Source organism: Pseudomonas sp. SHLD1, assembly GCF_028640935.1.
GTDB lineage: Bacteria > Pseudomonadota > Gammaproteobacteria > Pseudomonadales > Pseudomonadaceae > Chryseomonas > Chryseomonas aestiva.
This window is the reverse complement of record NZ_JAQZAD010000013.1, coordinates 1,060,671-1,082,005: the sequence shown is the minus strand read 5'-3', so window position 1 is coordinate 1,082,005 and position 21,335 is coordinate 1,060,671. Positions and strand designations below refer to the sequence as shown.

Here is a 21,335-nt window from a genome sequence, read left to right as displayed (position 1 = left end):
CACGCGTCCCAAGATGGAGTCAGGCTCGATGTCGAACACCGATCTCCCCGGTTCTTTTTCCACGCTTTCTCTCGATCCCGCTACCGCTGCCCAGACCCCGCGCATCGCCATAGAGGCGGTTACGCCGGCCGTGGACAATGGCCAGTTCCCTGCCAAGGGCATCACCGGGCGGGTGGTCGAAGTGACCGCCAAGATCTTCGCCGATGGCCACGACAAGCTGGCTGCCAGCGTGCTCTGGCGCAAGGAGGGCGAAGAGAACTGGCAACAGGCCCCGCTGACGCTCGAGACCAATGACCTCTGGCGTGGGCACTTCACCCCGCCGGCCGTGGGCCGCTATGAATTCGTGGTCCAGGCCTGGTGGGATGTCTGGGGTACCTACCGCTACGAGATCGAGAAGAAGTACGCCGCGGGCGTCGGGCTGAACCTGGAACTGCAGGAAGGCCGTCTCCACGTCGAGCAGGCCCTATCCCGTGCCGAAGGCGAGCAGCGCGGCCCACTGGAGGCGCTGCTGCAGCGCCTGGACCAGGCCGGTAGCGAAGGTGACAAGGTCGCCGTCCTGCTGGCGGGCGAGGCGAGCCAGGCCATGATCCCGGTGGACGCCTATGCCCACCTGACCCACAGCATCGAATATCCCTTGGACATCGAGCGTCTGCGCGCCGAATTCGCCAGCTGGTACGAACTCTTCCCCCGTTCCATCACCGATGATCCCCATCGCCATGGCACCTTCCGCAACGTGATCGGCGAATTGCCACGCGTGCGCGACATGGGCTTCGATGTGCTGTACTTCCCGCCGATCCATCCGATCGGCCTGGCCCATCGCAAGGGCAAGAACAACACCCTGGGTGCCGGCGCCGATCAGCCGGGCAGCCCCTACGCCATCGGCAGCCCGGACGGCGGCCACGACGCCGTGCATCCCGAACTGGGTACCCTGGACGACTTCCGTGCCCTGGTGGCTGCCGCCGCCGATCACGGCCTGGAGATCGCCCTGGATTTCGCCATCCAGTGCTCGCCAGACCATCCGTGGCTCAAGGAGCATCCGGGCTGGTTCTCCTGGCGCCCGGACGGCTCCATGCGCTATGCGGAGAATCCGCCGAAGAAGTACCAGGACATCGTCAACGTCGACTTCTATGCCCAGGACGCCGTGCCGGATCTGTGGCTGGCGTTGCGTGATGTGGTCTGGCACTGGGTGGAGCAGGGCGTGAAGATCTTCCGCGTCGACAACCCCCACACCAAGCCGCTGCCCTTCTGGGAATGGCTGATCGCCGACATCCGCGGGCGCGATGCCGATGTCATGTTCCTCGCCGAAGCCTTCACCAGGCCGGCGATAATGGCGCGCCTGGGCAAGGTGGGCTACAGCCAGAGCTACACCTACTTCACCTGGCGCAACACTAAGGCCGAACTGACCGAGTATTTCACCGAGCTCAACGAACCGCCGCTACGCGATTGCTACCGGCCGAATTTCTTCGTCAACACGCCGGACATCAACCCGGCCTTCCTGCAGACCAGTGGCCGGCCCGGCTTCCTCATCCGTGCGGCGCTGGCCACCATGGGCTCCGGCCTCTGGGGCATGTATGCCGGCTTCGAACTCTGCGAGGGCGCGCCGCTCACGCCGGGCAAGGAGGAGTACCTGGATTCGGAGAAATACGAGCTGCGGCCGCGCGACTTCTATGCGCCGGGCAACATCATGGGCGAGATCGCCCAGCTCAACCGTATCCGTCGGCAGAATCCCGCGTTGCAAACCCATCTGGGGTTGAAGGTCTACACCTGCTGGAACGATCAGATCCTCTACTTCGGCAAGCGCACCGACGATCTGGGCAACTTCATCCTGGTGGCGATCAACCTGGATCCCTTCAATGCCCAGGAGGGCCACTTCGAATTGCCGCTGTGGGAGCTGGGCCTCGACGATCACGCGACCACCTATGGCGAAGACCTGATGACCGGGCACCGCTGGGCCTGGCACGGCAAGACTCAGTGGACACGTCTGGAGCCGTCGATGCCCTTCAGCATCTGGCGCATCCGGGCGGGCCACTAGCGATACCTCGGGCGGAGCGCGTCAGGCCACTCGGGGATAGGTCCCTAGGTGCCTGGCGCCTTCCGTCATCATCGCCGGACGGCCTGGACGACCGGTGCACGCATACGCTTCAGACGCCCTGTTAAGGACCTGACGACATGGCAAAACCCAATAAAGCTCGCTCCCGCAAACCTGCCGCCTTCATCGACGATCCGCTCTGGTACAAGGATGCGATCATCTACCAGGTGCACGTGAAGTCGTTCTTCGATTCCAACAACGATGGCATCGGTGACTTCCCCGGCCTGATCGACAAGCTGGACTACATCGCCAGCCTGGGCGTCAACACCATCTGGCTGCTGCCGTTCTATCCCTCGCCGCGGCGCGACGACGGCTATGACATCGCCGAATACCGTGGCATCCATCCTGACTACGGCACCATGGCCGATGCCAAGCGTTTCATCGCCGAAGCCCATGCCCGTGGCCTGCGGGTGATCACCGAGCTGGTCATCAACCATACCTCCGACCAGCACCCCTGGTTCCAGCGCGCCCGGCGCGCCAAGAAGGGTTCCGCGGCGCGCAACTTCTATGTCTGGTCCGACGACGACCAGAAGTACGATGGCACCCGCATCATCTTCCTCGACACCGAAAAGTCCAACTGGACCTGGGACCCGGTCGCTGGCCAGTACTTCTGGCACCGCTTCTATTCCCACCAGCCGGACCTCAACTTCGACAATCCCCAGGTCATGAAGGCGGTCATCTCGATCATGAGGTACTGGCTGGACCTGGGTGTCGACGGCCTGCGCCTGGACGCCATTCCCTATCTGGTGGAGCGCGACGGTACCAACAACGAGAACCTTCCCGAGACCCACGTGGTGCTCAAGGAGATTCGCGCCGAGATCGACGCCAACTATCCCGACCGCATGCTACTGGCCGAGGCCAACCAGTGGCCGGAAGACACCCAGCTGTATTTCGGCGATGGCGACGAATGCCACATGGCCTTCCACTTCCCGTTGATGCCGCGCATGTACATGGCCATCGCCCAGGAAGACCGCTTCCCCATCACCGACATCCTGCGCCAGACGCCGGAGATCCCGGCCAACTGCCAGTGGTCGATCTTCCTGCGCAACCACGATGAACTGACCCTGGAGATGGTGACCGACCGCGAGCGGGACTACCTCTGGAACTACTACGCCTCGGACCGCCGTGCGCGCATCAACCTCGGCATTCGTCGCCGCCTGGCGCCCCTGCTGGAACGCGACCGCCGGCGTATCGAGCTGCTCAACAGCCTGCTGCTGTCGATGCCCGGTACCCCGACGATGTATTACGGCGACGAAATCGGCATGGGTGACAACATCCACCTGGGCGACCGCGATGGCGTGCGGACCCCGATGCAGTGGTCGGTCGACCGCAACGGCGGCTTCTCCCGCGCCGACCCGGCCAGCCTGGTGCTGCCCTCGATCATGGACCCGCTCTACGGCTACCAGGCGATCAACGTCGAGGCCCAGTCGCGCGATCCCCATTCGCTGCTCAACTGGACGCGGCGCATGCTGGCCGTGCGCAAGCAGCAGAAGGCCTTCGGTCGCGGCACCCTGAAGATGCTGTCGCCCACCAACAGACGCATCCTGGCCTACCTGCGCGACTTCACCAATGCCCAGGGCGAGCACGAGACCATCCTCTGCGTGGCCAACGTCTCCCGCGCTGCCCAGGCGGTGGAACTGGACCTGTCCAGCTTCGCCGGTCAGGTACCGGTGGAAATGATCGGTGGCAGCGCCTTCCCGCCCATCGGCCAGCTGCCCTACATGCTGACCCTGCCGCCCTACGGCTTCTACTGGTTCTACCTGGCCGGCAACGAGCAGATGCCGGCCTGGCACACCGAGCCGCCAGCGCCGATGCCCGACTACCAGACGGTGGTCATCAAGCGCAATCTGCAGGAACTGCTGGACGGCGAGCCGCGCCGCATCTTCGAAGAGGTGCTGCCGGTCTATCTGCCAAAGCGTCGCTGGTTCGGCTCCAAGGACGAGGCCATCACCGGTGTGCGGCTGGACTATGCCGTGCAGATCAACACGCCCAAGCTGCCGGTGATGTTCAGCGAGGTGGTGGTGACCAATGCCAAGGGCGAAGAGCGCTACGCCTTGCCCCTCGGCTTCCTCGCCGAAGAGGACCAGCACTGCAGTCCGCTGGCGACCCAGCTGGCGCTTTCCCGCATCCGCCACGTGCGGCGTGTGGGCCTGGTGACCGACGCCTTTGCCCTGACCAGCTTCGTGCATGGCGTGTTCGATGCCTTCCACAAGGGTGCCAGGCTGGCGTCCCCGGCCGGGGACCTGAGCTTCGAGGTCTACGACCAGGCCGAGGACTTCGCGCTGGATCCGGCTATCGAGATCAAGCACCTGGGCGTCGAGCAGTCCAACAGTTCGCTGATCGTCGGCGACCACCTGATGCTCAAGCTGATCCGCAAGGTGGCGCCGGGCATCCACCCGGAAGTGGAGATGGGACGCTATCTGGCCCAGGCCGGGTTCGCCAACATCGCCGCGACCCATGCCGTCGCCCAGCGTATCGCGGCGGATGGCACGCCGCACGTGCTGATGCTGGTACAGCAGCACATCCACAACCAGGGCGATGCCTGGACCTGGAGCCTCGACGGTCTGGATCGCGTCACCCGTGACCTGCTCAGCGGCGGCATCTCCGACGTGGAGAACGAATTCACCGCCATGGGCGATCTGACTGCCTTCGCGGGCGTGCTGGGCAAACGTCTGGGCGAGATGCATCTCGTGCTGGCGCAGCCCACCGAGGATGCGGCCTTCGCGCCCGAAACCGTGGACGCCCAGGCGGCCAAGGACCTGGCGCATCGCGTTCGCCTCCAGGTGGACAACGCCCTGGATACCCTGCAGGGCATGGGCGATCAGCTCGACGCCACCGGCAAGGCGCTGCTGCAGGGCCTGGTCGGCAAGCGCGAAGCCCTGGCCAAGCGCATCGAGGCCCTGGCGGCCGATGTTGAGGGCGGTCTGCGCATCCGCGTCCACGGCGATCTGCACCTGGGTCAGGTGCTGGTGGCCCAGGACGATGCCATCCTCATCGACTTCGAAGGCGAGCCGGCGCGGTCGCTGGAAGAACGCCGTGGCAAGTACGGTCCGCACAAGGACGTCGCCGGGGTGCTGCGCTCCTTCGACTACGCGGCGGCCATGGTCACCCAGTCGAGCAACGCCGGCGCGGATACCTCGGAAGAGCACCTGCAACTGCGTGCCAAGGCGGCAGAAACCTACCGCAATGCTTCCTACGCGGCCTTCCTGGAAGGCTATCGCGCTGCGGCGGCCGGCATCGGCCACCAGTGGAGCGAGCGGGGCGAGCAGGCGGCGCTGGATCTCTACAGCCTGGAGAAGGCGGTCTATGAGATAGGCTACGAGGCTGCCAACCGACCCACCTGGATCAACATCCCGCTACGTGGCGTCGCCGCCATCGTCGAGACCCTCTTGTCCGGAGCCCGCGCATGACCGATCACAACACCGCTCCTGTCGCTCCGCTGGACGACGCCCGGCTCTCGGCTGCCGAGGCCGAGTCCCTGGCCCGTGGCGAGCACGGCAATCCCTTCGCCGTGCTCGGCCCCCATCCCGATGGCGAGGGCCTAATCGTCCGCGCCTTCCTGCCCAACGCCCTGGGCGCGGAACTGGTCGATCGCGTCAGCGGTCGGTCGCTGGCCCAGATGCAACCCGGGCGGGTGCCCGGGCTGTTCGTCGCGCGGCTCGACTACGCCGCGCCCTACAAGCTGGTCATCCGCTGGCCCAGTGGTGTGCAGGAGACCGAGGATCCCTATTCCTTCGGCTTGCTGCTGGGAGAAACCGATCTCTACCTGTTCAACGAAGGCCGCCACCGCAATCTCGGCGAGACCTTCGGCGCCCAGCGCTGCCAGGTCGACGGCGTGGAGGGCGTGCGCTTCGCGGTCTGGGCGCCCAATGCCCGGCGCGTCTCGGTGGTCGGCGACTTCAACAGCTGGGACGGGCGCCGCCTGCCCATGCGCCTGCGTGCCAACAGCGGCGTCTGGGAGCTCTTCGTGCCGCGCCTGCCGGTCGGCACCGCCTACAAGTACGAGATCCTCGGCCAGCACGGCGTGTTGCCGCTCAAGGCCGATCCCATCGCCCTGGCCGCGGAATTGCCACCGCGCACCGCCTCGGTGGTGGCCGACAACAAACCCTTCACCTGGCACGACCAGGACTGGATGGCCCGCCGTCGCGAGCTGCAGGGTGTGGAAGCGCCCATCTCGGTCTACGAACTGCACGCCGGGTCCTGGCGCCGCGAAGGCGGTGAAGAGGGGCGCCAGTACAACTGGCGCGAACTGGCCGAGCGCCTGATTCCCTACATCCGCGAGATGGGCTTCACCCATATCGAGCTGTTGCCGATCATGGAGCATCCCTTCAGCGGTTCCTGGGGCTACCAGCCCCTGGGCCAGTTCGCGCCCACCTCGCGCTTCGGTACGCCGGCGGACTTCGCCGCCTTCGTCGACGCCTGTCACCAGGCCGACATCGGCGTCATCCTCGACTGGGTACCGGCGCATTTCCCGACCGACGAACATGGCCTGGCCCGCTTCGACGGTACCGCGCTGTACGAATACGAGCACCCCTACGAGGGCTTCCACCAGGATTGGAACACCTACATCTACAACCTGGGGCGCCACGAGGTGCACGGCTTCATGCTGGCGTCGGCCATGCACTGGCTCAAGCACTTTCACATCGACGGTCTGCGCGTGGATGCCGTGGCCTCCATGCTCTACCGCGACTACTCGCGCAAGCACGGCGAGTGGATTCCCAACATCCATGGTGGTCGCGAGAATCTGGAAACCATCGCCTTCCTGCGCCATCTCAACGAGGTGGTCCACGAAGAGGCGCCGGGTGCCCTGGTGATCGCCGAGGAATCCACCTCCTGGCCGGGTGTCAGTGCGCCGGTCAGCGAAGGCGGCCTGGGCTTCGACTTCAAGTGGAACATGGGCTGGATGAACGACACCCTCCACTACGTGGAGGAGGACCCGGTCTATCGCCAGTACCATCACCATCAGATGACCTTCGGCCTGGTGTATGCCTGGTCGGAGCGCTTCATGCTGCCCATCTCCCACGACGAGGTGGTGCACGGCAAGGGCTCGATGATCGAGAAGATGCCGGGCGACGTCTGGCAGAAATTCGCCAATCTGCGCACCTACCTGAGCTTCATGTGGACCCATCCGGGCAAGAAGCTGCTGTTCATGGGCTGCGAATTCGGCCAATGGCGCGAGTGGAGTCATGATCGCGAGCTGGACTGGTTCCTGCTGGAGCACGGCACCCACCGGGGCGTGCAGCAGCTGCTGGCCGATCTCAACCAGCTCTATCGTCACGAACCGGCACTGCACGAGCGCGATCACCTGCCCGAAGGCTTCGACTGGATAGTCGGCGACGACAACGGCAACAGCGTCTTCGCCTGGTTGCGCAAGGACGCCCAGCAGCGACCGCTGCTGGTGATCGCCAACTTCACTCCGGTACCGCGTCACGATTACCGGGTGGGCGTGCCTTCGCTGGGTCATTGGCAGGAGATCTTCAACAGCGATGCCGAGCGCTACGGTGGCTCCAACCTGGGCAATGGCGGCGGGGTAACGGCCGAGGAGATCGGCGCCCACGGCCAACCGGCCTCGCTGAATCTGCAAGTGCCGCCGCTCGGTCTGTTGGTGTTGAAGCCGCAGGGCTGATCCGGGAGCGCCCCATGCGGGGCGTGTTCCGCTGACAGGCATCCCCGTTCTGGGCGATGCTTGTCAGGCATCTGGCAACCGAGAACACCATGATCGATCTCGCCGAATGGAATCTGACGGTTCCCGTACCCATGCCCGTGGCCCAGGTACAGACCGCCGAACTCAACAGCAGCGCCTTTCGCAGCCCCTATCTCGCGCGCGGCGAGGGGGGATCGCTGGTGTTCTGGGTGCCGGTGACCGGCACGCCGCAACCCTTCAACACCTATCCCGCCACCGAGCTGCGCGAAACGCGCCCGGACGGCAGTGCCTATGCCTGGAAATACCGCGAAGGCGATGCCCTGCTGCAGGCGGAAGCCGTGGTGCAGCAGGTGCCTTCGCGCCCCGAGGTCATCATCAGCCAGATCGAAGATCAGACTGCCGTGCCGGCAGCCCCCCAGGCGCTGTTGCAGCTGGTCTATCAGGTAGAAAGCGTGACCAGTGGCAAGGGACAGATAGAGCAGGGCCAACTCATCGCCCGGTTGCGGGAAAGCCCCAGCGACAGTCCCAAGGACGTCATCCTGCTGGAGCGCCTGCCCCTCAACAGTCGCTTCAGCTATGACATCAAGCTGGCCCGCAGTGGCGTGCTCACCGTCCGTGCCCACGGCGCCGGTTCGCGCACCGGTGACCTGGGTCTGCAACTCGACAGCGCCTGGAGCAGCCATCACCTGTATTTCAAGGCCGGTGCCCGCTTGCGCGATGGGGAAGGGCCCGCCACCGAAGGCGGGCGGGTCCTGTTCTACCGGCTGATTTCCATGCACCAGCCCAACAACCGTTAAGGCCGCTTCAGGTCGCGTGCTTTTCCTGCTGCTTGCGCTCTTCGCGCCGGTCATTGCTGACCTTGAGCTTCTTGGCCCGGCTTTCCAGGGCGAAGTAGAGTACGGCCGCGATCAGCAGCGGCAGGATGAAATACAGCGTCCGGTAGCCGAGCAGGGCGGCGATGATCTTGCCCTGGGAGAGGCCGTCGTTGGCCAGCAGGGCGATGAACACCGTCTCCAGCACCCCGACCCCAGCCGGGATATGCACGATGACCATGGCGATGCTGGAGAGCAGCAACACGCCCAGCACATGCAGATAGTCCACCTGGCGACCGAGGAACAGGTAGACGATGGCCGCCATGGCCATCCAGTTGATCGAGGACACCAGCAGTTGCAGGCAGGCCATGCGCAGCGAGGGCAGGGCGAGACGCTGCTTGCGTACCGTCCATTCGCGCTGCTTGGCGAAGGCGCAGACGCCCAGGTAGAAGACGATGAAGGCCAGCAGGCCGAAGCCGATCAGCCGCAGGGTGGTATCACCCACGAACCAGTTGGGCGGCATGTCCACCACGCCACTGATGAAGATGCCACCGGCCAACAGGATGTAGCCAAGCCAGTTGGTGGCGATGCTCAGGGAAAAGATGCGGGTGATGGTGCCGCTGGAAAGTCCAAGTCGTGAATAAAGCCGGTATCTCATGCCGATGCCGCCGACCCAGGTGCTCAGGGTCAGGGTGAAGGCGTAGCAGATGAAGGACACCAGGAACACCTGGCGCTTGACCAGCTTGTGCCCGCAATAGGCACGCCCGATCAGGTCATAGCAGCCGTACATGATGTACGACAGCACCACCAGGCCGCCGGCCATGGCCAGGGTCGTCCACTTGTAGCCGGTGAAAACCTTCCAGACCTCGCCCCAGTCCACCTTGCGGGCATAGATCACCAGCAGCACCACCACCGCGATAAGAAAGACCCAGGTGAGGATCTTCTTCGCCAGCACCCAGCGACCGTTCTGCGGCTTGTCGGCGGCCTGCTGGTCGTCCTCGTCGTCGGCGTGGTCCAGGGCGTCGCTGTGGCTGCTCATCGTTGGGGATACCTTGAAATCGAGGAATCGACCCGATCCTGGGTTTCGAGTTCGGGCTGCACCGGCGGACTCACCAATTCGATCTTGGGGGTATGACCGGGCAGCCAGCCGACCCAGGCGGGGAAGTGGCGCAGGAAGTGAAAGACCAGCATCGTCTTGGCCAGGTGCCAGTAGGTGCGCTTGGGTACCTTGCTGCTGTCGACGTGCTCGCAGTGATTCTGGATCAGGGTTTCCAGGCGACCGCGCAATTCACGATTGAAGGCGTGGTCATGGAAGATCAGGTTGCATTCGAGATTGAGCGAGAGACTCAAGGGATCGAGATTGCTCGAACCCACGGTGGACCAGTGCTCGTCCATGGTCGCGACCTTGCCGTGCAGGGGCCGCAGGCAGTATTCGTAGATCTCCACCCCGGCCTTGACCAGGTAGTTGTAGAGCATCTGGGCGCCCACCTTGACGATGGCCATATCCGGTTCGCCCTGCACGATCAGCACCACGCGGACGCCACGCTGCGCCGCATTGCGCATCTCCCTGAGCAGGCGATAGCCCGGGAAGAAGTAGGCGTTGGCGATCACCACCTCGCGCTTGGCGTTGCGCAGCATCTCCAGGTAGTGCTTTTCGATGTCGGCACGATGCTCGTCGTTGTCGCGGAACACCAGCAGCGCCTGGGCATTGCCGGGGTTGCGGTTGTCGGCCGGCTTCTGCGAGCGCTTGCCCCACCAGCGGTGGGTCTCCTCCGGGGAGTTGATGGCGTCGCGCGCGAAGCGGTGGATGTCATCGACGATGGGACCTTCGACCTCGACGGCGTAGTCCTGCTTGGCTTCGGGCCCGAAGTCGCCCAGGTGCTCGGCAGAGTAGTTGATGCCGCCGATGAACCCCAGACGGGCGTCCACCACCACGATCTTGCGATGCAGGCGGCGGAACAGATTGGTCCGCATCCCCATGACCAGGGGGCGCGGATCGTAGTAGCGAAAGCGCACGCCGGCATGCACCATTTCATCGATGAAGTCGCGTGGCAGATCGGGCGAGCCGTAGGCGTCCACGGTGATATCCACCTGGACACCACGCTTGGCCGCCTTGACCAGTTCTTCCTGCAAGGCCTTGCCGACCTTGTCGTAGAAGAGGATGAAGGTCTCGATGATGACCTCGCGCTCGGCCGCGCGGATCGCCTCGAAGACCCGTGGAAAGAAGTCCTCACCGTTTTCCAGCAAGGCGATGCGGTTTCCGTCCCGCCATTCGAAATTCATAGGTGGAAGTCCGCCGCCAGGGGAGCATGGTCGGACAGGTGCGACCAAGGCTGATTGCCCAGCACCTGTGGGCGCCCGACGCTGACGTTGCGCGTGTAGATGCGATCCAGGCAGAGCAGGGGGCGCTTCGCCGGGAAGGTCTTGGGCAGTCGCCCTGCGGTCTTCATGAACACCTCTTCGAGTCCCGCGCCCTCGCCAAGGATGTCATTGGCCTTCTGGCGCCAGTCGTTGAAGTCCCCTGCCACCACGACGGGGGCGTCGCTGGGCAGGGAGTTGATGTGTTCGCAGATCAGCTGCATCTGCATCTGGCGATGTTTCTCGCGCAGGCCCAGATGCACGCAGATGACGTGCAGATCCACGGCCTGATCCGGGATACGCAGGACGCAATGCAGCATCCCGCGCTTTTCCGGACCGGCGATGGAAATGTCGAAGTTGTCGTAACTGACGATGGGAAACTTCGACAGCACCGCATTACCGTGATGGCCGTCCGGGTAGACCGCATTGCGCCCGTAGGCGAAATCGGTCCACATCGAATCGGCCAGGAACTCGTACTGCGGCGCTGCCGGCCAGTTCTCGAAGCGCAACGGGTGCTTTTCGTGGGTACCCAATACCTCCTGCAAGAAGACAATGTCCGCTGACACCGTCCGCACCGCATCGCGCAATTCCGGCAAGATGAACTTGCGGTTGAAGGACGTGAAGCCCTTGTGCGTGTTGATGGTCAGGACCTTGAACGAAAAACCCTGTTGCGCGTTCGTCATGCCTGGCGCTTCCTCCGCTTGGTCTGCGTCAGCTCGAACAGCAATACCGAGCGTCCGGTGACCTGATAGGTGTCTCCGAAATTGAAGACGTCGCCGGCATCCAGGTCAGGCTGATTGGTATCCAGCTGCAGGGACCAATGCTCGCCCATGGGGACTTCCGGCAGGGTGAAATCCACCACGTCATAATGAGCATTGACCAGAATCAGCAGCGAGGTATCCGCACCCTTGCGACGAATACCGGTCGGCTGGGCACGGCCATCGAGCAGGATGCCCATGCACTTGTTGCTGCCGTCCTGCCACTGCTCGTCGCCCATCTCGGTGCCACCGGGCTGTAGCCAGGTGACATCCTTGACGCCCAGCTCTTCGTTGTAGGCGCCGGTGAAGAAGCGGCTACGACGCAGCAGCGGATAGCGACGACGCAGGTCGATCAGGTTGCGCACGTATTCCTGCAGTTCGGCGCTCTTCTCGCTGATTTCCCAGTTGACCCAGCCGATCTCGCTGTCCTGGCAGTAGCCGTTGTTGTTGCCGCCCTGGGTACGCGCGAACTCGTCTCCGGCCAGCAGCATGGGCGTGCCCTGGGAGAGGAAGAGGGTAGCCAGCAGGTTGCGCATCTGCCGATAGCGCAGCTCGATGATCTCCGGATCGTCGGTCTCACCTTCGACACCGCAGTTCCATGACAGGTTATGGGAGTGGCCGTCGTTGTTGCCTTCGCCATTGGCCTCGTTGTGCTTGTCGTTGTACGACACGGTATCGGCCAGGGTGAAGCCATCGTGGGCGGTCACGAAGTTCACGGAAGAGTAGGGCTTGCGACCGCGACGGTTGAACTTGTCGCCGGAGCCCAGCAGGATCTTCGCGAAATCGCCGATCTTGTCTTCGTCACCCTTCCAGAAGGCGCGCGCGGTGTCGCGGAAGGTGTCGTTCCATTCCATCCAGCCGGGCGGGAAGTTGCCGACCTGGTAGCCACCGGGGCCACAGTCCCAGGGCTCGGCGATGAGCTTGGTCTCGGCCAGGATCGGGTCCTGACGGCAGGCATGCAGGAAACCGCCGCCTTCGTCGAAGCCGTCCGGCTCGCGGCCCAGGATGGTCGCCAGGTCGAAGCGGAAGCCGTCCACGCCCATCTCGGTCGCCCAGTAGCGCAGCGAGTCGGTGACCATCTGCAGCACGCAGGGGTGGCTCATGTTCAGGGTGTTGCCGGTACCGGTGTCGTTGATGTAGTAACGCGCATCATCGGGCATCAGGCGGTAGTAGTTGGCGTTGTCGATGCCCTTCAGCGAAAGGGTCGGGCCCATCTCGTTGCCTTCGGCGGTGTGGTTGTAGACCACGTCGAGGATGACCTCGAGGCCGGCATTGTGCATGCGCGCGACCATCACCTTGAATTCGCCGATGGACTGGCTGGCCATGTAGCGCGAGTGCGGGGCGAAGAAGGCCAGGGTGTTGTAGCCCCAGAAGTTCCTCAGGCCCTTTTCCAGCAGGTGGTTGTCATCGAGGAAGTAGTGGATCGGCATCAGTTCTACGGAGGTGATGCCGAGCGACTTGATGTAATCGATAACTTCGCTTTCCTGCAGGCCGGAGAAGGTGCCACGGGCGTTCTCGGGCACTGCCGGGTGCTGCATGGTGTAGCCGCGGACATGGGTTTCGTAGAACACGGTGCGGTCGCGCGGGACACGCGGATGGGTGGTGTTGCCCCAGGTGAAGGCCGGGTCGATCACCCGGCAGCGCGGCATGTAGGGGGCGCTGTCGCGCTCGTCGAAGGACAGGTCGCCATCGGCATGGCCGATGGTGTAGCCGAACAGGGCATCGTTCCACTCCAGCTCCCCGACGATCTGCTTGGCGTAGGGATCGATCAGCAGCTTGTTGTGGTTGAAACGATGGCCATTCTGCGGCTCGTAGGGGCCGTGTACACGGTAGCCGTAGAGGGTGCCGGGACGGGCGTCGGGCAGGTAGCCGTGCCAGATCTCGTTGGTGAATTCCGGCAGTTCGATGCGTTCGATTTCTTCCTTGCCTTCGTCGTCGAAGAGACAGAGTTCTACCTTGGTGGCGTTGGCGGAAAAGATGGCGAAGTTCACGCCGGAGCCGTCCCAGGTAGCGCCCAGGGGATAGGGCAGGCCTTCACGAACACGAGACTTGGACTTGCTGATGAACGCGGTCGCTTCGGTTAGGGGCTTGTTGGAATCGGTTGATGTCATTTCGACGCTCTCGGGGATAGCTAGGAAGGAAGTAGCTCTGACTCGGCTCTCAATACCTGCCGGTGGCTGAATCGATACAGATCCGGCTACCTGTATATGAAAGGCCCGACGCAGCGCAGTTCCGAGCCCTGATGGCGAACCGACAAAGCGTTGTTTTTTCAGGAAAAATCAAGAGAACGGCGGTAACGCGAACACCGCAGCGAGGCGGCAGGGGGAAGGCCTGGCCGAACGGCCAGGCCGGAACATCACATCACTCGATGGCGGCGGGCTTGGCCGTGGTCGCCTTGGCGCGGGAAGCACGCGGCTTCTTGGGCGTGGCCGGTGCCACACCTACGCCGGTAGCCTCGACGTTGGCGTCAGCCTTGGCCTTGCTGGCCGGGGCCTTGCTCGCGCTGGCCTTGCCTGCACTGGGCTTGACCGCCTGCTTGACCTTGGTGGCGACCTTCTTGGCGGCCGACTCGACCTTCTCGGTCACGGACTCACCGGCAGCCGCGTCTTCGGTAGCGGCCTTCTCGCTGCCACTCTTGGTCTTGCCAGTGGTGCCGGCCTTGCTCGCGACAGGCTTCTCAGCACTGGCTGCAGCCTTGGTGGCGCGAGGCTTCTTGGCCGCGGTCTTCTTGGCCACACCTTCCTGTTCGGCTTCGTACAGTCGGGTCGCCATCTCCCAGTGGCGATCATGTTCGTGAGCCGGCCGTCCTTCGGACTCCCAGATCTGATAGGCGAGCTGCTGGATGCGTTCGTCTTTTTGGGTCATTGCGGTGCGGCTCCTTGAGTGATGTCTTGTGTGCTGAGCAATCCAAGCGGAAAACGTGCCAGAACCTCGCCGACAGAAAGCTCTTTCTTCTGGTCATGGACAGATGCCGGGGCAAAAGTTTCCCCAAAACGGTACATGGACAAGGTTTCGGGAAGTTTTATCCGGGTGTCCTGCCAAGCCTCCGCGGAAAAATGCAGTTTTCCGCTGTTCTCCAGCAGTTCGGCGGCATGCACCGGCACGATGACGATCACCGCCTGTTGCTCCCAGGTACGGGCAAAGGCCAGCACCTGATCGGCGTGGGCACCCACTACGCTCAGGGGCAGGTAGCCACCCTCGGTGAACAGTTGCGGCTGCTGCTTGCGCAGTTGCAATACGGTAGCCAGTACCTGCTGCTTGATCTCGCCGTTCTGCCAGGCATCCAGGGCAGCCTCGACCGAGGCGTGCTTGGCCAGCGCCTGTTGCCGCGGGGCGTAGTCCACGGCGCGACGGTTGTCGGGCTCCACCAGGCTGAAGTCCCAGAATTCGCCACCCTGGTAGAGGTCGGGCACGCCAGGCGCGGTGTTGCGCAACAACATCTGCACCAGCCCGTTCAGGGCACCCGCCGGCGCCAGTTCCTGTACCGCGGTGACGATCTCGCTGCGCAGGGTGCGGTACTGGTCGTCGGTGAGCAGACCCTCCAGGAAGGCCTTGCAGGCCGCTTCGTAGTCACCGTTCGGCGCCCACCAGTCGGACTCCAGCTTCTCCTCGCGCAGGGCCTTTTCCTGCCACTGCAACAGGCGCTCCAGATAGGCCTCCAGACCCTGCCGGTCATCGGCCTGCAGATGCAGTGGCCAGCTGGCGAGCAGGGTCTGGTAGAGCATGAGTTCATCGCCCGGCGTCGGCGCCGGGGCGTCGTTCCACTGGCCGCGCAGCGGTGCGGCCATCTGCATCCAGCGGGTAGCCTGGGCGGTGTAGGCGTCCGGACGTTCCGAGACCACCGCCAGGCGGGCGCGGGTGTCCTCGCCACGTTTGTGGTCGTGGGTCGCGGTGGTCAGCATGTTGCGGGGGAAGTGTTCGGCGCGCCAACCGCTGGCCTGGTGGAAGGCGCTGACCGGCTGGGCGAAATGCTGCGGATCGAAGCCCACGTCATTGCGTGACAGCAGCGGTGCGGAGCGATAGCACGCGGTGTCTTCCACGGCCTTGGCGGCAATGGGCGAAGTGAGCTGCTGGAACTTGGTGATCGCCCGGCGCTGTTCGCGACGCGCCACGCTGCCCACTGGCTTGTGACGCGGGGCATCACCACCCAGCCAGGCGCGCAGTTGCTCCAGCAGCGGCTGCTCTGCTTCGCTGACATGGGGGCGGGCGGCCTCCAGCGCGGTATCGAACCATTGGGCATCGGCACCCACGAAACCCGCCGCGCCGGCATAGGTGCGATAGACCTTGAACTGCACGATCAGCTCCAGCAGCACCCGGCGAATGGCGCCTTGACTGGTGTCGCGGGTACGCCAGTCCTGTTGGGCGAGCAGGTGCAGGGTGTGCACGGCCGATTCGAATTCGCTGGACAGCGCGCCGGTGAGAACCAGACGCCGTGCTTCCCGTACTTCTTCGAGGAAATCCTCGGTACGACCGGTCTGCTCGGCCCAGAACCGGCGGAGCGGTGCTTCGCCGCTGGCCGCATGCTGCACCGCCGAGACCTCGTTCATGAACTCGTAGCCGGTCGTGCCATCGATGCCCCAGCCTTCGCGCAACTGCTCGCCGTCCGCCAGGATCTTCTCGATGTAGATGGGGAAGCCATCTTCCGGCGCGCCACCGGTGCGGCTGGCGCAGAGGTCGTCCACACGACGGCGCAGCTTGCGGCAATAGGCACGGGGATTGGCCAGGCCATCGATGTGATCCAGGCGCAGGCCGTCGAGCAGGCCTTCGCTGATGAGGCGGAAGATCAGCGAATGGGTTTCCTCGAACACCTCGTGGCGCTCCATGCGCAGGCCGCCGAGTTCGGTGATGTCGAAGAAGCGCCGCCAGTTGATGTCGTCCGACGCGGTGCGCCAGCTGGCCAGGCGATAATGCTGACTCTCCAGCAGGGCATGCAGGCGTTCCTGGTTGGCCGCCTGGCTACCGTCGAAGGCGGCGACCGCCTTCTCGATCGCCGCCGCCACGGCGGGCTCCCTGGCGGCATCCGCCAGCTGGCGCTGGGCACCGCGGGCTTCTTCCAGGTTCTTGGCACGTGCCGAGAAGGCATCGGCGAACAGACTCAGCTGCGGCAGATCGCTTTCGCGCAGGATCTGACCGTAGGTACCCGGGTTGATGGGGAAGTGGTGGGCGTAGTACTCCACGCGGAAGGCGCCCTGCTCGGCATCGAACACCAGCTTGAGTTCGCCGGCCTGCAACACGTTGCCATAGGCGTCACCGAGGAAGGGCAGCAGTACCTGGCCCTGCAGGTCCGGGTCGGGGCCGTACCAGTTGATGTCGTAGAAGCCGGCATAGCGACTCTGGCGACCCCATTCGAGGATGTCCAGCCACCAGGCGTTTTCCGAACCGCCCACGTTGGTGTGGTTGGGCACGAAGTCGGCGATCAGCCCCATGCCCTGTTCGCGCAGGCGGGCGACCAGGCGTCGCAACGCCTCTTCGCCGCCCAGCTCCGGGTTGACCCGGGTCGGATCTACCACGTCGTAGCCATGCACGGAGCCGGCGCGAGCGGTGGTGATGGGCGAGGCGTAGATGTGACTGATACCCAGCTTGGCGTAGTAGTCCACCAGGGGCAGGGCATCGTCGAAGGTGAAGTCCTTGTGGAACTGCAGGCGTACGGTAGCGCGCAAGCGACTCATCGAGTGTTCTCCGGATTATTACGCGCAGTGCTCAGCACGCTCAGGCGTCGTTTAGGGGTAGCAGCGTTCAGCAAGCGCTCGGCCGGGTCGTCCCAGCGGCGCAGCCAATTGGGGTGTTCGTTGGTGGTGCCGGGCAGGTTGGCCTGCTCCAGCTGGCCCAGGGCGTCTTCCACCGGCAGGATGATCAGTGGTGCCGGGGTGCGGCCGATGAAGGCGATGGCGGCATCCACCGCCTGCTCGACGTTGCTTTCCCGGGTGTCGTCCAGTTCCAGCACCTTGGCCAGGTATTGACGATCCTCGGCCCGCTCGTCGAGCCGGTCCTGGCGCGAGGTGCCATCGGGCAGCAGCCCCAGTTCCTCCTGCCAGTCGGCATCGCGGCCCTGCCACCAACCGGTAAGGGTCGGCAGGTCATGGGTGGTAGGCATCCCCATGGCCGTGTTAGACCATTGCGCAGCAGGCTTGAAGGCCTTGCCTTCGCGTTCGAACAGCAGCACCTGCATGCCCATGATGGCGCGCTCGGCCAGGCGTTCGCGGAAGCCTTCGGGCACCGTGCCCAGGTCTTCACCCATGACCACGCAGCGATGACGCCAGGATTCCAGGGCGACCAGCCGCAGCAGGTCGTCGATGGGGTAGGAAAGATAGGCACCGTCGGCCGGCGAAGCGCCCTCGGGCACCAGCCAGAGGCGTTGCAGCCCCATCACGTGGTCGATGCGCACGCCACCGGCATGGGCGAAGTTGGCCCTGAGCATCTCGATGAAGGCGCGGAAGCCATGCTGGATCATGCCGGTGGGCGAGAAGGCGGAAATGCCCCAGCCCTGGCCTTTCTGGTTCAGCAGATCCGGTGGGCAACCCACGGTGACCGAGGCCAGCAACTCTTCCTGCCGGCTCCAGGCCTGGCTGCCGCCGCCATCCGCGCCCACGGCGATGTCGGCGATCAGGCCGATCTTCATGCCCGCGTCGCGACACTGTGCCTGGGCTGCGGACAGCCCTTCGCTGGCCAGCCACTGGGTGAAGGCGTAGAACTCCACGTCCTGGGCATGGCGTTCGGCGAATTCGGCCACGGCCGGGTTCTTGGGGTCGCGATACTGCTGCGGCCAATGCTGCCAGCTCGGCGAGGCAGCGCCCTGGGTGAAGGAGGCATGCAGGGCTTCGAAGCGACAATGGTTTTCCAGCGCATCGCCACCGTCGCGGCGGAAGGCCTCGAAGCGCTTGCGCAACGCACCGCCCGCGGTACGGAAATCCAGGTGCAGCGTGCGCAGCAGGCGCAGGCGCAGCTTGGCCAGCGCCGGCCAATCGATCAGCTCCAGCTGCTCCAGGCGCTCGGCTTCCTTCTGCAGGCCGGCGCGCTGCATGGCCTGGCGTACGGACTCGGCACCCAGGACCAGCTCCGGCGCGGCGTAGAGCACATTGAAGAACACCCGACTCGACGGCGAGTAGGGGCTGTAGCGGCTGCCATCGGCGCTGAACATGGCGTGCAGAGGGCTGATGGCCAGGGCGTCGGCGCCCTTGTCGCCAGCGGCCTTGGCGAAGTGCACCAGGCCTTGGAGATCGCCGGCGCCGCTGCCCCCTTCGCGTCTGAGGCTGTAGAGCTGCACGGCCAGACCCCAGAGACGGGCCTGTTCATTACCGGTGGCGTCGGCGATGGTGAAGCAGCGTTCCGGGGCGACGGCCAGGGTCAGGGCTTCGCCATCGACCTCGGCCTGGTGATAACCGGCGGCGCTGATCGGCGCCAGCTGTCCCCGCTCGTCGACCTGGCCTTCCAGGCGCTCGCCGCCTTCCAGCTGTACCTGGTAGCGGACCCCGCGCTTGAACTGGTCCGGCGCACCGACCGGTTTGTCGACCACCGCGGTGATGAGCGGCGGCAGGTGATGCTTGTCGCCTACCTCCGCCAGCTTGCGCAGGCTGGCGTCGATATCGGCGTCGCTGTCCGCAGGCAATTCGATGGCCTTGAGCAGATTGCGCAGCGCCTCCGCGCTCACCCGTTGGCGCTTGCCGTCGTAGGCGGTCCATTCGATGGCGATGCCGGCGGCCTCGGCCAATTGTTCCAGACGATCGCCACTCATGCCTTTTTCTCCAGCCAGACCAGTGCCGAATGCGCCGCCAGCGTGCCGTCCTGGCGCGCGGGCGTTGCCGCGGCGTCGCTGCTGTGCAGCAATTCGCCCTGAGGCGCCTCGTCCAGTTGTACGGCCTTGTCGCTCAGGTTGAGCTCGATGGTCAGGCGGCTGCCGTCGGCGAGGCTCCAGCGCGCGCGCACGGCGCGGTCGGCCAGGGCTTCGGCGCCTGCGGGACGAGCCCCTTCCAGGCGCGGGAAGAGTTCGCGGCGGCGGATCTCCAGCAGCTCGCGGTAGAGCCCCAGCCAGGCCGCGTGGTCGGGCTGATCGGCTTCGCCGAAATTGGGCTTGGAGTCCTCGAAGGTCTTGGGCGCGTTCGGATCGGGGATCTGCTGGCGATGCTCTTCGCTGGTGAAGAAGTCGAAGTCCTTGAACTCGTTACGGCGACCATCGCGAACCAGCTCGGCCAGTTCTTCGTTGTGGCTGGTGAAAAACAGGAAGGGTTGGCGGCTGCCCCATTCCTCGCCGATGAACAGCAGCGGAATCATCGGACTGAGCAGCAAGAGCGCGGTGGCGGCCTTCAGCGCCGGCTCCGGTGCCAGACGGGTCAGGCGTTCACCGAAGGCGCGGTTGCCGACCTGGTCATGGTTCTGCAGGAAGATGACGAAGGCCGAGGCTGGCAGGTCCTTGCTGGGCTCGCCGCGGGCCTTGCCGTGGCGGGTCTGTTCGCCCTGGTAGATGAAGCCTTCGCCCAGGCAGCGCACCAGCTTGGCCGTGGCGTCCTCGGTGAAGTCCTGGTAGTAGCCTTCGTTCTCGTCGGTCAGCATGGGATGGATGACGTTGTGCCAGTCGTCCGCCCACTGCGCGTCGTAGTGCTGGCCGCCCAGCAGGGTGGCGGTGTTGTCTTCGTTTTCCAGCATCAGGTGGACGTGGCGACCCGGTTCTACGGTGCTGCGGATCTCCTCGGCCATCTCTTCGAGGAAGCCCTTGTCGTTGATGGCATGGACCGCATCGAATCTCAGGCCATCGAAGCGGTACTCCATCAGCCACATCAGGGCGTTGTCGATGAAGTAGCGGCGCACGGCGTCCTGGCGGAAATCGATGGCGGCGCCCCAGGGCGTATGGATGTCTTCGCGGAAGAAGCGCTCGGCGTAGGCGTGCAGGTAGTTGCCGTCCGGCCCGAAGTGGTTGTAGACCACATCCAGGTAGACCATGACGCCATGACCGTGGGCGGTGTCGATCAGCGACTTGAGATCGTCCGGCGTGCCATAGGAGGCTTCCACCGCATAGGGCAGGACGCCGTCATAGCCCCAGTTGCGATCGCCGGGAAATTCCGACAGCGGCATCAGTTCGATGGCGGTGACGCCCAGCGCGGCCAGGCGGGGTACGAGCTTCTCGACACCGGAAAAGCCGCCCAGGGTGCCGACATGCAATTCGTAGATGACGCTTTCGTGCCAGGGGCGACCCTGCCACTCGACGCTTTGCCAGTGGTAGGTGGTGGGGTCGATGACGATGCTGGGTTCATGCACGTCGCCCGCCTGGGCGCGGGACGCAGGATCCGGGACCAGCAGGTCCTCGATCTGATAGCGATAACGGGTACCGGCGCCGCACTGGGCCTCGACCGCGAACCAGCCGTCTTGCTCGGCCTCCATGGCAAGGGTGATGCCGCCTTCCAGGACCACCGAAACGGCATCGGCGCTGGGTGCCCAGAAGTGGAAGAGGGTGCGGTCCTTGCCCACCAGGGTGGCACCGGCACGGGTTTGCCAGGCATAGCCCCCGGTCACCGCGGCTGCGTCGCGCGAAATATCAGTCATGGATAGAGAACTCCCGAAGCCGGACGGCAGAAAAGACACTGCGGCCCAGTTGGCCGCAGTTGCTGTTATGACCGGTGAGAGTTGCTCAAAGTTGGGCGGGGGAAGCGCTTTTCGTCGGCCTTTTGGCGAAGGAAAAGCGC

Annotated in this window: 12 protein-coding genes; 4 read left to right on the top strand and 8 right to left on the bottom strand. The window is 64.6% G+C overall.

What is annotated here, in order from left to right; all coding sequences use genetic code 11:
• Positions 1 to 28: 28 nt before the first annotated feature.
• The 4 genes from PVZ77_RS10405 to PVZ77_RS10390 all read left to right on the top strand — a co-directional run bounded on the left by PVZ77_RS10405 (position 29) and on the right by PVZ77_RS10390 (position 8,530).
• The gene (locus PVZ77_RS10405; protein WP_273807487.1) at positions 29 to 2,032 is read left to right on the top strand and encodes an alpha-1,4-glucan--maltose-1-phosphate maltosyltransferase; all 2,004 of its coding nucleotides are present in this window, start codon (positions 29 to 31) and stop codon (positions 2,030 to 2,032) included.
• A gap of 137 nt (positions 2,033 to 2,169) precedes the next feature.
• On the top strand, positions 2,170 to 5,499 hold the full coding sequence (gene treS, locus PVZ77_RS10400; RefSeq protein WP_273807486.1) for a maltose alpha-D-glucosyltransferase: 3,330 nt from the start codon (positions 2,170 to 2,172) through the stop codon (positions 5,497 to 5,499).
• A complete protein-coding gene (gene glgB / locus PVZ77_RS10395) occupies positions 5,496 to 7,715 on the top strand; it encodes a 1,4-alpha-glucan branching protein GlgB (protein WP_273807485.1) in 2,220 nt (739 codons plus the stop codon). Before treS ends, glgB begins: the two co-directional genes overlap by 4 nt.
• Positions 7,716 to 7,804: 89 nt before the next feature.
• Positions 7,805 to 8,530 (top strand): polysaccharide lyase family 7 protein, encoded by a 726-nt coding sequence (locus PVZ77_RS10390; protein WP_273807484.1) that lies wholly within the window; start codon positions 7,805 to 7,807, stop codon positions 8,528 to 8,530.
• A 7-nt stretch (positions 8,531 to 8,537) separates the two neighbouring features.
• On the opposite strand, the gene PVZ77_RS10385 is transcribed toward PVZ77_RS10390, so the two are convergent.
• From PVZ77_RS10385 to treZ, 8 genes are all read right to left on the bottom strand, one after another.
• Positions 8,538 to 9,584, bottom strand: coding sequence for a lysylphosphatidylglycerol synthase transmembrane domain-containing protein (locus PVZ77_RS10385; RefSeq protein ID WP_273807483.1), 1,047 nt, complete (start codon positions 9,582 to 9,584; stop codon positions 8,538 to 8,540).
• The gene (clsB, locus tag PVZ77_RS10380; RefSeq protein WP_273807482.1) at positions 9,581 to 10,828 is read right to left on the bottom strand and encodes a cardiolipin synthase ClsB; all 1,248 of its coding nucleotides are present in this window, start codon (positions 10,826 to 10,828) and stop codon (positions 9,581 to 9,583) included. The genes PVZ77_RS10385 and clsB overlap by 4 nt, the downstream gene beginning before the upstream one ends.
• Positions 10,825 to 11,586, bottom strand: a complete 762-nt coding sequence (locus PVZ77_RS10375) for an endonuclease/exonuclease/phosphatase family protein (RefSeq protein WP_273807481.1) — start codon at positions 11,584 to 11,586, stop codon at positions 10,825 to 10,827. The genes clsB and PVZ77_RS10375 overlap by 4 nt, the downstream gene beginning before the upstream one ends.
• Positions 11,583 to 13,772, bottom strand: a complete 2,190-nt coding sequence (glgX, locus tag PVZ77_RS10370; RefSeq protein WP_273807480.1) for a glycogen debranching protein GlgX — start codon at positions 13,770 to 13,772, stop codon at positions 11,583 to 11,585. Before glgX ends, PVZ77_RS10375 begins: the two co-directional genes overlap by 4 nt.
• A gap of 250 nt (positions 13,773 to 14,022) precedes the next feature.
• Complete coding sequence (locus PVZ77_RS10365; RefSeq protein WP_273807479.1) at positions 14,023 to 14,526, bottom strand: DUF2934 domain-containing protein; 504 nt, start codon at positions 14,524 to 14,526, stop codon at positions 14,023 to 14,025.
• The gene (gene treY, locus PVZ77_RS10360; protein ID WP_273807478.1) at positions 14,523 to 17,330 is read right to left on the bottom strand and encodes a malto-oligosyltrehalose synthase; all 2,808 of its coding nucleotides are present in this window, start codon (positions 17,328 to 17,330) and stop codon (positions 14,523 to 14,525) included. The genes PVZ77_RS10365 and treY overlap by 4 nt, the downstream gene beginning before the upstream one ends.
• On the bottom strand, positions 17,327 to 19,393 hold the full coding sequence (gene malQ / locus PVZ77_RS10355) for a 4-alpha-glucanotransferase (RefSeq protein WP_273807477.1): 2,067 nt from the start codon (positions 19,391 to 19,393) through the stop codon (positions 17,327 to 17,329). Before malQ ends, treY begins: the two co-directional genes overlap by 4 nt.
• On the bottom strand, positions 19,390 to 21,195 hold the full coding sequence (gene treZ / locus PVZ77_RS10350) for a malto-oligosyltrehalose trehalohydrolase (protein ID WP_273807476.1): 1,806 nt from the start codon (positions 21,193 to 21,195) through the stop codon (positions 19,390 to 19,392). The genes malQ and treZ overlap by 4 nt, the downstream gene beginning before the upstream one ends.
• Positions 21,196 to 21,335 lie beyond the last annotated feature (140 nt).

What these genes read in the sequence shown, in the direction of transcription:
- PVZ77_RS10405 (WP_273807487.1), top strand. Translation starts at nt 29, where the DNA reads ATGTCGAACACCGATCTCCCCGGTTCTTTTTCCACGCTTTCTCTCGAT.
- treS (WP_273807486.1), top strand. Translation starts at nt 2,170, where the DNA reads ATGGCAAAACCCAATAAAGCTCGCTCCCGCAAACCTGCCGCCTTCATC.
- glgB (WP_273807485.1), top strand. Translation starts at nt 5,496, where the DNA reads ATGACCGATCACAACACCGCTCCTGTCGCTCCGCTGGACGACGCCCGG.
- PVZ77_RS10390 (WP_273807484.1), top strand. Translation starts at nt 7,805, where the DNA reads ATGATCGATCTCGCCGAATGGAATCTGACGGTTCCCGTACCCATGCCC.
- PVZ77_RS10385 (WP_273807483.1), bottom strand. Translation starts at nt 9,584, where the DNA reads ATGAGCAGCCACAGCGACGCCCTGGACCACGCCGACGACGAGGACGAC.
- clsB (WP_273807482.1), bottom strand. Translation starts at nt 10,828, where the DNA reads ATGAATTTCGAATGGCGGGACGGAAACCGCATCGCCTTGCTGGAAAAC.
- PVZ77_RS10375 (WP_273807481.1), bottom strand. Translation starts at nt 11,586, where the DNA reads ATGACGAACGCGCAACAGGGTTTTTCGTTCAAGGTCCTGACCATCAAC.
- glgX (WP_273807480.1), bottom strand. Translation starts at nt 13,772, where the DNA reads ATGACATCAACCGATTCCAACAAGCCCCTAACCGAAGCGACCGCGTTC.
- PVZ77_RS10365 (WP_273807479.1), bottom strand. Translation starts at nt 14,526, where the DNA reads ATGACCCAAAAAGACGAACGCATCCAGCAGCTCGCCTATCAGATCTGG.
- treY (WP_273807478.1), bottom strand. Translation starts at nt 17,330, where the DNA reads ATGAGTCGCTTGCGCGCTACCGTACGCCTGCAGTTCCACAAGGACTTC.
- malQ (WP_273807477.1), bottom strand. Translation starts at nt 19,393, where the DNA reads ATGAGTGGCGATCGTCTGGAACAATTGGCCGAGGCCGCCGGCATCGCC.
- treZ (WP_273807476.1), bottom strand. Translation starts at nt 21,195, where the DNA reads ATGACTGATATTTCGCGCGACGCAGCCGCGGTGACCGGGGGCTATGCC.